Here is a 13,905-nt window from a genome sequence, read left to right as displayed (position 1 = left end):
CGGGGAATCACACATCCAGCAAATGCAGAAGGCCTTGACGGAGATGAATCTTCAGCTCCATCACGTCGTCGCCGACATCACCGGCGCGACCGGCCCCTGCGTATCATACGCGCGATCCTTGCCGGCGCACGCGATCCTAAGGCGCTGGCGTGCTTGCGCCATTAGAGTTGCCACTCCAGCGCCGAGACGGTCGCGAAGGCGCTCACCGGAAGCTACCGGGCCGAGCATCTGTTTGCGCTGGAGCAGGCACTTTGTTGAAGGAACCGAGCATCCATCGCGGTCATGTCCATGGACCAGCGTCGCAGATCTCGCGGCGTCGAATTCGAACCGATCAGGCGAACGCTCTAGCTTTCCACGTCCGCAAAGCGCTGTTCGCGTTGCTCTCGCTGAATGCGGCGACGACCTCTCCTCATGGCAGAGTGCACAGCATTTTACCCCCTGGCTGGGATTGGCGCCAAGCAACAAGGTCTCCGGCGGCGAGAAGCTTTCGTCCCGAACGCGCCGATCCGGCGGCCGGGCGGCGGCACTTTTGCGCACCGTCGGCGCACCGACACCGCGCTCGGCGCCTTTTACAGGCGACTTTCGTCGCGCACCGGCAAGGCCAAGGCTGTGACCGCCACGGCCCGCAAGATCGCAGTTCTGTCTGCGCACCTACCAGCGGCGCACTCTGGCCGCCGACGCGCTGATCGCCTCGGTCTATCTCGCCGGCACGAACACCAGGCGCGTGCGGCGTGCGCTCGCCGCGCTGTTCGGCGGTGCGATTGGCTAGGACATCAGCCGCATCTGGCGCAAGGTTAAGACGGACTGGGACGCCTGGAATGCCCGCTCGCTTGCCGACCAGCCGATCGTGCGCCTGGTCCTCGACGGCACGTGGTTCGTGTCAGACTCGACCGCAAAGGCGACCTCGATCTCGCTGCTCGTGGTCATCGGTGTGCGCGCGGACGGCCAGAAGGTCCTGCTCGCGGTCAAGAACATGGGCGGCGAGACGACTGAGGCCTGGCGGGCCATCTCGACGATCTCGTCGGGCGCGGCTTGCGGCGGCCCGAGTTCCTCATCGTCGATGGCGCGCCCGGACTGGACAGGGCAATTGCGGCGCTGTGGGACGGCATGCCGGTGCAGAGATGCACCGTCCAAGCATAGGAATCTTCTCGCCCACGCTCCCGAGCGCCTGCACGAGGGATCAGAGTTTACCCGGCTGCCGCCGAGCCAATGGAAAAGCGCCAGAATGACGGATGCGATCGACAAGCGCTTTCTTTCCGGTCGTGGTATTCTTTTACGGCGCGGGCGACCTCGTGGCGAAGCGTGGCGCATCGGCTGAAAGCGCCGCCGGGCAGCCTTATTCAAGCTTTGGCGGATTGAGGCGCCCGCTGTCGCGGGCGCCAGACCTCGACAAAGTGTTCGTAGCCCTTCTGGGCCTGTTCGGCTACGCGCATCTCCTGGGCAATCTCCCGGTCGAGGATCGCCAGGTCCTCGGCAAGCCGATCGAGTTCGCGCACATGCCGCTCGATCGCGAACCGCTCATCGTAGGGCACTAGCTGGCGCGCCAGCCAGGCGCGGCCGCGGACGTTGAACAGATCGGCGTGCGGACACTTCGGGATCACGTGCGCATACAGATCGTATGCACCTCATTCCGGGTCCGATGCCGCACGACCTGATAGCGCCGCGCGGCCAGCCTGCGCATTCGCTCGGTGGCGGCATCTGGCGTCCAGATCTCTGCCATATAGTCTGCGGCGTACAGGCTTGCCAGCGTGCCCGCGTCAACCTTGTCAGTCTTCACATGGGCATGGGCGATCGCCTTCACCTGAAGTGGGTTGGCGATGACTACCCGCTTCACGAAGGCGGTAACACCCGTGGCACCGCCATGCAGTTGCCGGCCGCCCTGATCACCACCTCGTCCGTCCCCAGAAGGCTCTTGCCAAAAGCCTTTCAGTGCTGTTCGGGTCATGTCGACACGACCACCATGTCGAAGCCTCCCATCTTCCCAGAAAACCACCTCCCCGAGGGTTCGGTGGATGTCCATTCCAAGGCGACATGACAACTACGCGCGCTCACGGCGCAACTGGGCGAGTCAAGAGGCGGCCAGCTACTATCACGAGCTCTCGGCTGATTGTGTAGATCGGCCTACCCGCACCTTCGTGCTCCCGGGCCTCTGTCCCGAATGGTCGCACCATACGCTGCGATCCTGGAAACCGCAGCCGGTCATCGGCACCGCGAATCTTATACCGGTTACCAACGCGACTAAGCGTCTGCATGAGGAGTTCAAGCGACGCATCAAGACCCAGACCGTGCTGCCCTCTGCCGAAACCGCAGCCATGCTTTTCTGGGCGTTGATGGCTTCCGGCCAGATCTCGATGCGAAAGATCGACGGCTGGCAGACGCTTATCACCAAGCCACTCGATCAGCAGATTGACCTCGCCGCATGAGCCAATAATCTTACCTACCGGAGACTGCTCCGCCAAATTCCAACACGATCCGCTACGGCACCGGTCATCATCGACTTCCGTCTCTCTTTCCCTCTCAACAGCACTCTGTTCAGCAACCACCACCTCCTACCTGGCCTACCCCGGTTGGTGCAGGGAAGTAAGGGCCACCGATTTCTCCTATTCGCAGGGAGTCGGAAATGGTGTGATCGACCAGTCGATCAAATCGATGGCGCGCCGAAGTATCGCGTCGGTCTGACCAGGGCTGGGCGAAGCGGCGATGACATGTCCGGTCGAGTCGCGGTAATCGCCTTTCCTCACTATCGGCGTCTTGGGTCCAACATACAGTTTGACCTCGGCCACGCCGGGCACAGCAGCCGCCTGACTGTCGCCATCGATCCAATCGAGGGTGCCATCGCGATCAGGAACCAGAAACCGCGCGGCCGCCGTCTGCGAATGCCTTCTGCGCAAATCCCATTCCTCGCCGACGACAAGCTTGATGTGTTCGGTGATGAGATCGATACCATAAGCCAGCTGAATCAGTTGAGGACTGGGTGTGCCATGAAGCCGCGGATTGACTTCAATGACGACCGGTCCATCCTTCGTCCACCGGAATTCAATGCCCGTTGGCCCCCAGCCAAGGCCGAGAGCTCGCAAACAGCTCAGCGAAACATCGGCGATACGCCCATGCTGGTCATCAGTCAGCGGGGCCGGAATGGTGGAACTCCGATAGACGAAATGTGGTGGTGGGCCGAAGTCACCACTGCCAATTCCAATGATCTGATCTCCCATTAAATCGGCCCAATAACACGGGCCTTGTGCGAATTCTTCGACCAGTATCCTCGGCGAAGACCGCCATATGTGCTGCCCGCCCAGTAGATAGGTCGTATGTTCGGCTAGCTCATCGACGTTGCGGCACAATCGGACGCCGACGCTGCCGCTGCCTACGGCAGGCTTCACAACCACCGGCAGTCCGATTTCCGCGGCGGAGCTTTCCACGTCCGTCCCGTTCGCGGCCAAGCGATAAGCAGGCATTGGAACGCCGGCCTCCGCGAGGAGCTGACGTTGAGTAAACTTGTCGCTGCATCGTTCGACGGATGCGGGGTTCGGCCCCGGTAGATCGAAATGCCGGCACAGCTTGCCAACCGTCGCATAGATCGACTCGTCGTCGCCCGCAAACCCAGTAATGCCAGCAATGTTATACGTCCCACCTAAGCGGGAACATTCGCGGATCAGCGCATCGAGATCATCTGTATCGACACGGATTGTCTCAATTCCTTCCGCCGCAAGATAGTAGTATTGAGCCGGATCACTCGATAGGGTAATTGGAGTAAGATCAAGACGCTTGGCCGCTTGGACGTATCTCAGACCATTCCCCCTGGAATGACCTTCAATCAGTATGAGAGCTCTTCTTGCCATTGGCTTAATCCCAGTTGTGTGCTCTGCCGAGTTCGCGGTATCGGCTTCAGCTTCTTATCCCTTGAAAAATCCGCATTTGCAGCGAAGGTACCATATTACGCGACTTTTATACGAAAAGATTATATAAAGTTATTTGACAGATATGTGAAACAATACTTGATCTACCTCGCATGAGGCGTCTCGACGAATTGTCGATGTTTGCCCTTTTAAGAGAGGCTAGTTCGACCTGCAAAAGTACTTCGTGCGGCTCGCTTTCGATGACGGCAACGATCATGTTGTCCCGATCCAGTAGAGGCGACGATTGCTCGTCGCCCACCGGGTCACCTGAGGCGGTCACCCGCCCCCGGTTCCCACAGAACGTGGCGTGCGGAGCTACCGCCCCACGCTCGCCAATCGAGGTGAAGCCATGTCCATAACAAACGAAGCAGTGCAGCCATCGCTGCCGCGCCCACCACCGATGAGATTCGCCGCATCCGGAGCTGGGAGGGCGGCTTGGTGCAGGAACGGCGGGTATATCCCGATAGCACGTGGGTTTTGTTATTTGGTCGCCATCGTCGACTGGTTTACGCGTAGGGTTCTGTCTTGGCGGCCCTCCATCAGGATGGACACGGCGTTCTGCATTGAAGCACTCGAGGAGGCGCTCGCCCGATATGGCAAGCCGGAAATCTTCAACTCCGACCAGGGCAGCCAGTTCACCAGCATCGAGTTCACCAAGATCCTGCTCGATCAGAAAATCCAGATCAGCACGGATGGTAAGGGCGCCTGGCGCGATGACGTCTTCGTCGAGCGCCTATGGGGAACCGTCAAATACAACGAGGTCTATCTCCATGCCTATGAAAGCGTCAACAGAACGCCCGATGAGGCCTACTTCACCCTGATGACCCTTCCCGAAGCGGCTTAAACACAGGCAGGTCCACTAATAAATCGGGAAATCCTGTTGAAACAGACCGAGCCAGCTCTGTATACTATGATCCCGAACTACTGAGGTTTTATGCACGGTACAGCGTATTAGGGGTGTCGCTTAGCAGTTCGGCGCCTCGCTCCGTCACCAGGATGTGCGCCCCTGTCCCAAACAGGTAGCCGCTTTCGCTGCACAATATGTTGGGTATGTGAAATGTCATGCCGCTTTTAAGAGTCTCCTTCCCACCTGGCTCCAAGCTGAGGTCGCTGCGTCCGCTTGATAAACCGGTTTGGTATCCCGTTCGTTGGTGGAACACCCTTTGACGGCCGGATCGGTCGAGGACCTTGCGCCCGGCAGCGTCCAAGCTTCCAGTAGTTGCCCCCGGTTTCGCGGCCGCGACTACGGCATCGATGACCTCCTCCGCCAAGGCATGCAAAGATTCGGTTTCGGTGTGTCTGCCAAGAACGGCGCATCGTACCAGCCAGGCTTCGTAGCCATGTTTCGATCCGGCGACTTCTAAGAAGGCCGGCTCGTCTTTCTTGACTGAATGCGCGGTAGGCACGGCGTGCGGCAATTTTGTTCGCTCCCCGAACAAAATGGTAGTGTGAGCCAGAGCGATCCCATTGCCTTCCTTGGCAGCCATTGATTGAATAGCTGCCGCCAGTATTTTATCCATTTCCAGCTCGGTAACTCCTTCCTCCAGCGAGCTTTGGAAGGTGCGGACTGCCAGGTCGGTAATGCGCATCGCATCGCGCATAGCGTCGAGCTCTAATTCGCTCTTCACCGCCGCTACGGAAGTGACCACTGGGGTTGCGTCGGAAACCCTCAGATTAGGAAGCGCCGCCTGAAGTGCACTCACATCGACTGGGGCCAAGTCCCAGCTGCCGAGCTGAAATCCAACCCGCTTGCTTTGTAATCCACATCTCCGAAAAACATCGGCGCATACCCTCGCAAAATCGCCCTTATACCTATAGGGGACGATCTCGTCGATGCAGCTTTCTGCGCGCACAGTCTCAACGTCATACTCACGCACGACATAGATCGGTGACCGTCCTGGCATCAGAATCAATGGGAACGGTGCATAGTATACACCAGATCCATTATATCCGGTTAGATACTGAAGATGGTTACGGGAGGTCACCATAAGTGCATCCAATCCGGCGATAGCGGCTGCCTCTAGAACCCCCTGCTGCCTGCGCTCGTACTCTGAGCTAGGAAAGGGAATACCTGGCAAAAAAACCCGGGAAGACGTCTTGACCATATGTAACCCTCAATTTTGCTGCGTTGATGTTCAGTCCGCATAAAATTCGCGCAATTTTTGCGACGGCATTGAGAGGCCGCTGCTACGCCCCGCTTTTGCTTAGTGTCTGAAATTGAGGTCGGTCGCCAATATTTTGTCGCTAAAGGTGCCATCCTATTTCCAGATGACCGACGCGAAAGCAAACGGCGGCCCAGGTAACGCAATTCTCAACGACGGATGCGTTTGAAGCTCCGCCGAAGACTACGCATGTATCCCAGGCGGTAATGGGGAATGGGCACAACCGCTTCAAGGAACTAAGCCGTCATGGCGTACGACAGTTCGGAGCCGCGGTTGCCGCCCTCCTATACTCGGCTTAGTGGCTGTCCATCCCGAAATATCGCCTGTGGGCTATATCAAGGATACGATTGATTAGGCCGGAAAAGCTGTATCCAGCACTCTTCGCGGCTTCGACATAAGAGGAGTTCATACTGAGTCCCGGCATCGAGTTGATCTCTAGCACAAATGGTCGGCCTGAGCGATCGATTCGGAGATCGACACGGGCATAATCCCGGCACAAACAAGCGCGGAAGGTTGCAACAGAGATATCTCTCAGCACGCCCGCAAGGGAGCCTTCGATTTGCGCTGGGCAGACTTTCTTCACCCCCGAAGCAGTATACTTTGCTTCCCAAGTCATGATCCTCGGCTCTCGATCTCCGAAGTCCTTTTCTAACAGAGGAAGTACCTCAACATCGTTGTCGTTTCCAAGCAGACCCACGGCGATCTCCCGCCCGTCGATGTATTCTTCCACGAGCGCATCCTGCCTATAGGTTGCGACGATCTCCTCCACAGCTTGCCTCAACTGAGCTGGCTCATTTACTAGATGCAATCCGAAGCTATTGTCTTCGTGACGTGGTTTAACCACCACAGGAAATCGCAGGTCGCCACTGCTCTCGGTACCGAGACGCATTACGCGATAGTTTGGCGTTGGAACCCCGCAGTCTCGAATGAGGGTTTTGCTTACGACCTTGTCATCTTGCAGCCCCTGTGCGAGTGGGCTTGATCCTGTATATGGAACGCCAGCCATCTCGAGCATCGCAGGAACGTGGATGAAGCGATAATCGCCCTGAATTCCTTCAGCCAGGTTGAAGACGATTCCCGAAGGCCGATGGTGAAGGTCGGGTGGCATGTACTGCTCTAGAGTGGTGAGCAGCCCTTTGTCGCCTTCACACAACAATGTATCATGCCCCCTCTCTTGCAGCGCCGTTGCTATCCTCCCTATGGTTCCGCTGTAGCCCCCTTCCGGCCAAGGTCCCGGCGGCGTCGGATAAGGTTGACCGAACCGGTTGATCACGCCCGCGAGATTGTTGTTCCACACGACGGCTACCCGCATGAGCTACTCCTTCGAAGTTTGCTGGCTATCTATTCCGCTCGCTTTCCTTGCTTGAGCGAGCAGAGCGTCTGGAACGGCGCCGACAAAAGGGGCAGCGGTTTGCTTCACCTTCCGGGCGTAAAATAAACCCAAGCTCTCGTAACGACAGGGATAACGTTGACAGACGCACCGACAGTCGGACGGCGGATACGCAATAGGCATTGTAACGTCTTTCCCATCCAATGTGGATCATCGAAATCACGTATAGCCCACTGAAGCCAAGACCACGTGGGCATAGCGACGCTTCCACCGAGTGCCATGCAATCGGCGCGCCATTCCAAGGTCGCGCACGCAGAGCAGAAAAAGATGCATTCCGTCCAAAAAACGCGCAATAATTCAGCTTCAGTATGTCGGATTCCAAACATAGACCCTCTGGAACTGAACACAGTTCACGCATAGCAGCAAACGACAGTCACCTCTCGTGCCGTCGACCATGCAGTGCCGCGTCAGCGACGTTGCGCGCCACGTGGAGGCTAGCTGATGCTGACACATACCGGAGGCTGCGCGATTTGGTGTCATTAAACTCTGCTACCAGACGCTGATCACTTGAGGCTAAGTCACTGCGGCACAGCATTGGTTCGGTACGCTTCGCCGGTCACCGCCATCTTCCAAGGCGATGCGCGCGATTTGTTCGCCCACGCCACGCGCCGAGCCGGACCTTGCCGGCTGTGGAGTGATCTTCAGGGTCAGGCCGATCCAGCGATGCGCCGATCGGACCGACGCCGGGGATTTGCGCCAGACGGCGGCTGCATTCATCGGCCCGATGCCGGCCATCAGCTTGGTGTCGACCTCTTCCAGCTCCGTATGCACAGGACCAAGTCCGCCTACTGCCGCGTACCTTGAGGCGTTAGTGTCCTCTTAGATTAAGTGGACACTTTAGCGAATGAAGTATATGGCTAATGAAGTATATGGCTAATGAAGTATATGGCTATGGAGCGGCGTCGACGGTGGAAACGAGCACGCCTGCGGCTGTGCCGCTGCCGCCAGGTGCGGAACGACAGTGGACGCGCCGTTCCTGGACGGTCGAGTAGAAGCTGGCGATCGTGAAGTTCACGTCACCGTCGACTTCCGGTCTTTGGGACCCGTAGGAAGATCGGGAACCGATGTCTGGTTCTTTCACTTCACAACCGTCTTTTGGTTGATCCCGTAGCATTGGCCAGCGTCCCTCAGGCTCTCTTGATGGGGTGGACGGCGCCCGCAACGGATCATCCTCGTGAGAGGCGTGCCAAGATGGCTGCTGTCGAGCACTCATCTGAAGGAGCACCGTCCATGGAAAAGACTGACATCGAACTCAATGCTGTAGCCACCGTCGGCCTCGATCTGGCCAAGCATGTCTTCCAGGTCCACGCTGTCGACGCTGCCGGCCGTGTCGTCATGTCTCGTGCGCTGCGGCGCAAAGATGTGCTGGCATTCTTCGAGCGTCTACCGTCGTGCCTGATCGGCATGGAAGCATGCGGCTCGGCTCATCATTGGGCTCGCGAACTGGCAAGTTTTGGCCATGACGTGCGGCTGATGCCGCCAGCGTATGTGAAGGCCTATGTGCGTCGCCAGAAGAACGACGCCACTGATGCAGCGGCCATCTGCGAGGCGGTGACGCGGCCCTCCATGCGCTTTGTACCGGTGCGATCGGTCGAGTGCACCATGAGGTGCGCGAACTTTTGGTGGCACAGCGTACGCAACTGCTCAATGCCCTGCGCAGCCATCTGGCCGAGATCGGGATCATCGCCGCGCAGGGACCGAACAATGCTCGTGCTCTGGCAGTTCTGATCATGGAAAGCAACGACATGATCCCGGCGATCGTACGCTCGGCGCTGTCGCCTGTCGTGCGTCGGCTGAACGAACTCGATCATGAGATCGGACAAAGCGATCAGGCCATTCTGGCTCTCGCCAGAGCCGATGAGACCGCGCGCCGTCTGATGAGCGTTCCCGGCATCGGTCCCGTCACCGCCTCTGCGCTTGCCGCAAGTATCCAGGATATCTCCGCCTTCTCGGGTCCGCGTGAGTTCGCGGCCTTCCTTGGGCTAACGCCCCGGCAAAGTTCATCAGGCGGCAAGGAGCGGCTGGGGCGAGTTTCCAAGATGGGAAACCGATATCTGCGCAAGCTGCTCGTTGTCGGCGCTCACGCGGTCCTCTTCCATCGCAAACGTTGCAGCGATGCGTTGAGAAGCTGGGCCCATCGCCTGATGGAGACCAAGCCGTTCAAGCTTGTCGCCGTGGCGACCGCCAACAAGCTCGCCCGCATCGCATTCGCGCTCATGCGTGATGACGCACGCTATACCGCTACGCCGGCGTAACGGAAAAAACGGCTGAGGCTGCGGTCCAGAATCGAGGGTGACAATGACTTGATGGGAACAGACGAGGACATATCTCGAAAGCCTGCAACATAGTCGGAGCTTCGAGCTCGTTCTCTTGATCAGGCCAAAGGATCAGCGGACACCATCAGGGCCAGCGGTCACAGTTGTCGGGCGAATGAGAAACTGCCCCCCTATTGCCTCACCGAGGAATGTTACCGAACGCGATAGGGCTGACATGGGCCCTTTCTCCATCCGTCGCGGCGAAGGGAGATAGCGGCCAGCTCTTCATCCAACCGCCATCGAGGATGATCAGCCCAGCCATTTCCATGCGCCAGACCTTCATAAGCCGTTGCACCATTCTCAGGTTCTTTTCCTTAAAGCGCGAGGGGTCGATCTTTGTCAGGCGTTGCAACACACTTGCTGCCGAGAGCGCCGGCTCTTCCTCGAGCCATCCCTTGATCTGCGCCTCGAACGGCTCGTACATGCTGGGTCTCTTCGGATAGGGTTTGGTCCGCCGATACGGCCGCCGATGCGTTGGTCGGGTCTCGCCACTCTTCCAGGCCGTCTTCAGATTCGCGGCGAAGCGCTGGAGATCGATAACGGCCGGCTCCTCAATCTTCGCATTCAGGCCACGACGATCGACCCGCCGCCCAAGCTCCTCCTGCGCGGCGCGGATACCAGCAAACAGCAGCACGGGATCGGCGGTTTCCATCATCGCCTGGAGCCGCTGCTTGTCGGCCTCGGCCACACCCGGATGTGCAAGGACACGGGCCGCAGGCGGAACTGGCGGATGATAGCGCTTGATCACACGAGCGCCGATCCGCGTCTTCTCCTGAAGCTTGAATGACGGTTGGAACAGATTGCCGTAAAGCCGCACGACAGCATAAAGTTTACCAAGCGCGGCCGTCGCCTCCGCGCCGACAAACCGACCATACCCCACCAGGCGACGCACGATGGCGCCATTCTTCTGCTCCACATGCGCCTGGTCATTCTTTCGATAGGCGCGCGAGCGCGTCACTTCCAGTTCCTCGCTGCGGCACCAGGAGACGACGAACTCGTTCATGAAGGCGCTGTCGTTGTCGAAATCTACGCCGAGCAGGGGGAAGGGAAAGAACGAGCGGGCCTGTTTGATCGCCACAATCACATTGCCGCTGTCGCGCGTGCGGACCGGAACGCATTCAGTCCACCCCGTGGCAATATCGGTCAACACCATCGTCTGCACAAAGCTGCCGGACGAAGATGTGCCGGAATGCGCCACGAAATCGACCTCGACGTAACCGGGCGGCGGATCATTCCAGTCCCCGAAGGTGCGCACCGGCACCGATCGGCGAACCGCCGAACTCATTCCTGCTCGCCGGCGCTGGCCGCCGCGAGCCACAACACGTACCTCCGCCAAAAGCCGATCCATCGTCGCCGGGCTCATTGTCAGCAGCCTGCCGCGGAGCGCGGCATCGAGCTCTAGCCGGCCATGCCGTTCAAGCGCTGGCAGCAAGACAGGTATCAACGGCCGCAGCCGTTTGGAACACAGCCGCTCCGATGCCTCCCACAACACCACGAGCGCTTCGCGAACATCGCCGCCATAGCGAAGGCTGTGCCTCTTGTTGCCAGGTATCTTCGACGCGCGTTGACGGAGCACTCGGATCGCATGCTTGCGATGATAACCGGTCACCGCGACGAACTCATCGAGGATGAGGCGCTTATCGCTTCGGATCCCCGATCGATACCGCTCGACAATTGCTTCCACCAATTCCGACCGTGTCGCCATGCTGATCCGCCTTGCCATCCATCCTCCGAATCGGGATGACAACACCTGACCATCCCATTCGGAACAGCGACACTATTGGTAACATTTTGCTTGAGGCAATGCGGGGGGTCAGTTTTCCATGTCGCCCGACATTTCCAGCGGGGTACAGACTTCGCAATCGCCGGAAAGGTGTCCCTTCATCATGGAGCCGCCTCTGCGGACGATTCTAGATTCTAGCGGGGGCGGTAGCAGTAGGCTTGCTAGGGTGCGTTGAGACGAGCGGAGGTATGCACGCTCTGTGTAATTGGTAGACGGCGGAAAATTCCACGGCGGCCCACAGCTGTGCAGATCGAAATGTAATCGGCCAGCAGTAAATGCGACACTGCGTCAGCGATGCGTTCGGTTAGCGATCCTTCGATCCCGCCTGGAAAGCTGCGATTGAGATTCAATCCATCGATCGGGGTATTGCGACTCCAAGCCTGAATGGCAGGCGGGTTCAGAACTGGTAGAACGATGATCCATCCACATGTTTGTTCCTTGGGCAGCTTAGTCGATGAGTCGTCGAGCTACGATAGGACCTTCTAGTTCGTTACCATGACACCCTGGGGTTATGAGGAGCAGAGGGCCTTCCCCGTTATTCAGGCAGAATACGGGCATCGGTAAAGCATCGCAGTCGGCGCCGCCCGGGACAACTAGGTGACCGGAGCCGGCTTCTCAAGATCTATTGTAAGGCCTGGCGTGCTGCTCATTGTGCGACCTCATACTGTAAAGGGTTTGGGAAACAATCCACTCGGCCTTGGTCATCAAAGCCGGCCAGTTTTAGCGCCCGTTTGGCCGGCTCGAAAACCAGCTTCATGCCGCCAATCAGTGGGAGGAGGCGGAAACATCATCCGGGGCGCGGATCTGGCTCGCCGGCTAGGCAGAAACTTCCTGGAACGTTCGGTGGATCCTAAGTTGAGAACGCCACCAAACCGCATAGAGGATAAATAGCCAGATCAGAGGCAGGAGCATCAACAGGGACGCGACTGCAGCAATTGTCGGGTCGATTTGGTGGCGGATGTTCTCCAGCATCTTCAAGGGCAAAGTCCGAACCGATAGACCCCCGACCAGAGACGTGATGACAGCTTCGTCGAATGAATGGAGAAATGCGAACATGGCGCCGCCCACTACGCCCGGCCTGATTAATGGCAATGTTACGCGGAAAAACGTTTGCAGCGGTCCGGCACGCATGCTTTTGGCCGCCTGCTCCAACGTCCGGTCGAAGTTAGCCAATGTCGCTGACACGATCACGACAACAATCCCAACAGCGCCGATACTGTGAGCGAGGATGATACCAGTCTTTGTGCCAATCAGACCAATCTGGATGAGACCTAGATAGGTCGCGATGCCGACTACGATGACTGGAAAGGTGATAGGCGTGATTATGATCATTGTTAGCACGCCCCGAAGCCTTGGATTCATACGGCTCAACCCGAAGGCAGCAAGGGTTCCCAATACGGTGGAAAGAACAGCAACCTCGACGCCGATCTGGACGCTGGTCCATGCCGCTCCGCTCCATGACGGATCGCCGAAAAAAGATCGATACCACTGGAGCGAAAGGCCTGAAGGCGGGAATTGCAAAAATGCCCCGGCACTGAACGACATGATAACAACGATTATCCCAGGGAATAGGAGGAAAGCCATCACCAGAACGACAAAACCCGTCCCAAGTACTTTCGGCCATCGACTCTCCGTCCCAGGCGCGTAGCGCTGGGCCATCCACCGTTTGGCCCGATGGGGGCGGAGAACTTCACTAACGTGTTGTTTCACCCTGCGAACAATGGGTACTCGGGAGATCCAGCTCTTCGGCGCTCGAGTTTGGGTGCGCCCGTGCTTGCCCGAGAGGTCAAGCCCTACCATGGAAAGCACCACAATGGCAAACGCGAGGAGAACGAAGGAGGCAGCGGCGATGCGGGGAATATCGAACGAGCTTTTCACCTCGGCCGCAATGAAGGTTGAAAGCATGGCATCGCGCAATCCGCCAAGTGCCGCTGGTGTAATATAGAATCCTAGGCAGAACACAAAAACCAGCAGCGAGCCACTCCTTGCGCCGGGAAAGCTAAGGGGGAGGAATACTCGTCTGAATGCGGTGAACGGTCCCGCTCCCATACTGCGTGCAGCAGCCATCAGGGACCTATCGATCCCCATCATCGCACTAACCAACGGAAGTATCATCAACGGCAGCATGATATGGACCATACCAATGTAGACTGCCGTTCGGTTATAGATGAGCTGCAGAGGTCGATCGATCAACCCAATGTCCAGCAACATGTTATTGATGACCCCGCGATCGCCCAGAATGACAATCCACGCATAGGTACGCGCCAACCCACTAGTTAAATAGGGGATGATCACGAGAGCGATGAGCGTCATGCGCAGCCTCTTGGATGCGGTAACGATCAGGTACGCTGTTGGGTAG

General features: G+C 58.2%; 9 protein-coding genes and 5 pseudogenes. 5 read left to right on the top strand and 9 right to left on the bottom strand.

The window, feature by feature from the left end; genetic code table 11:
* The first annotated feature begins 22 nt into the window (after nt 1–22).
* Together EJ077_RS31775 and EJ077_RS01640 are read left to right on the top strand one after the other, a co-directional pair.
* Nucleotides 23–613: a transposase gene (locus EJ077_RS31775; RefSeq protein WP_416859548.1), complete on the top strand. Its 591-nt coding sequence runs from the start codon at nt 23–25 to the stop codon at nt 611–613.
* A gap of 30 nt (nt 614–643) precedes the next feature.
* Nucleotides 644–1,243: pseudogene (locus tag EJ077_RS01640) on the top strand (transposase); the annotation flags it as partial.
* A 97-nt stretch (nt 1,244–1,340) separates the two neighbouring features.
* Here EJ077_RS01640 and EJ077_RS31770 read toward each other — a convergent pair.
* Nucleotides 1,341–1,601, bottom strand: coding sequence for a hypothetical protein (locus EJ077_RS31770; protein ID WP_245458610.1), 261 nt, complete (start codon nt 1,599–1,601; stop codon nt 1,341–1,343).
* On the bottom strand, nt 1,598–1,945 hold the full coding sequence (locus tag EJ077_RS31765; RefSeq protein WP_245458609.1) for an IS110 family transposase: 348 nt from the start codon (nt 1,943–1,945) through the stop codon (nt 1,598–1,600). The genes EJ077_RS31770 and EJ077_RS31765 overlap by 4 nt, the downstream gene beginning before the upstream one ends.
* Before the next feature lie 283 nt (nt 1,946–2,228).
* Here EJ077_RS31765 and EJ077_RS01630 point away from each other — a divergent pair.
* A pseudogene (locus tag EJ077_RS01630) lies at nt 2,229–2,423 on the top strand (IS256 family transposase); the annotation flags it as partial.
* A gap of 177 nt (nt 2,424–2,600) precedes the next feature.
* On the opposite strand, the gene EJ077_RS01625 reads toward EJ077_RS01630, so the two are convergent.
* Complete coding sequence (locus EJ077_RS01625; RefSeq protein ID WP_208699333.1) at nt 2,601–3,839, bottom strand: ATP-grasp domain-containing protein; 1,239 nt, start codon at nt 3,837–3,839, stop codon at nt 2,601–2,603.
* Between the two features lie 511 nt (nt 3,840–4,350).
* Between EJ077_RS01625 and EJ077_RS01620 the strand changes: the two are divergent.
* Nucleotides 4,351–4,740: pseudogene (locus tag EJ077_RS01620) on the top strand (transposase); the annotation flags it as partial.
* Nucleotides 4,741–4,828: 88 nt separating this feature from the next.
* Here the strand turns inward: EJ077_RS01620 and EJ077_RS01615 are convergent.
* The 3 genes and pseudogenes from EJ077_RS01615 to EJ077_RS31760 all read right to left on the bottom strand — a co-directional run.
* The gene (locus EJ077_RS01615) at nt 4,829–6,001 is read right to left on the bottom strand and encodes a M24 family metallopeptidase (RefSeq protein WP_208699330.1); all 1,173 of its coding nucleotides are present in this window, start codon (nt 5,999–6,001) and stop codon (nt 4,829–4,831) included.
* Between the two features lie 352 nt (nt 6,002–6,353).
* The gene (locus tag EJ077_RS01610) at nt 6,354–7,370 is read right to left on the bottom strand and encodes a D-alanine--D-alanine ligase family protein (protein ID WP_208699328.1); all 1,017 of its coding nucleotides are present in this window, start codon (nt 7,368–7,370) and stop codon (nt 6,354–6,356) included.
* 596 nt (nt 7,371–7,966) lie between these two features.
* Nucleotides 7,967–8,210: pseudogene (locus EJ077_RS31760) on the bottom strand (hypothetical protein); the annotation flags it as partial.
* A gap of 468 nt (nt 8,211–8,678) precedes the next feature.
* Between EJ077_RS31760 and EJ077_RS01600 the strand changes: the two are divergent.
* Nucleotides 8,679–9,703 (top strand): annotated as a pseudogene (locus tag EJ077_RS01600) (IS110 family transposase).
* Nucleotides 9,704–9,902: 199 nt separating this feature from the next.
* Here EJ077_RS01600 and EJ077_RS01595 read toward each other — a convergent pair.
* The 3 genes from EJ077_RS01595 to EJ077_RS01585 all read right to left on the bottom strand — a co-directional run bounded on the left by EJ077_RS01595 (nt 9,903) and on the right by EJ077_RS01585 (nt 13,859).
* Nucleotides 9,903–11,486, bottom strand: coding sequence for an integrase catalytic domain-containing protein (locus EJ077_RS01595; RefSeq protein WP_208699326.1), 1,584 nt, complete (start codon nt 11,484–11,486; stop codon nt 9,903–9,905).
* Nucleotides 11,487–11,707: 221 nt separating this feature from the next.
* Nucleotides 11,708–11,947: a succinylglutamate desuccinylase/aspartoacylase family protein gene (locus EJ077_RS31755; protein WP_245458760.1), complete on the bottom strand. Its 240-nt coding sequence runs from the start codon at nt 11,945–11,947 to the stop codon at nt 11,708–11,710.
* 415 nt (nt 11,948–12,362) lie between these two features.
* Nucleotides 12,363–13,859, bottom strand: a complete 1,497-nt coding sequence (locus EJ077_RS01585) for an ABC transporter permease subunit (RefSeq protein WP_245458608.1) — start codon at nt 13,857–13,859, stop codon at nt 12,363–12,365.
* Nucleotides 13,860–13,905: the final 46 nt, after the last annotated feature.

It is taken from the genome of Mesorhizobium sp. M8A.F.Ca.ET.057.01.1.1 (assembly GCF_003952565.1).
Classification (GTDB): domain Bacteria; phylum Pseudomonadota; class Alphaproteobacteria; order Rhizobiales; family Rhizobiaceae; genus Mesorhizobium.
The sequence above is the reverse complement of the archived record's forward strand: the minus strand, read 5'-3'. Positions and strand labels throughout refer to the sequence as shown.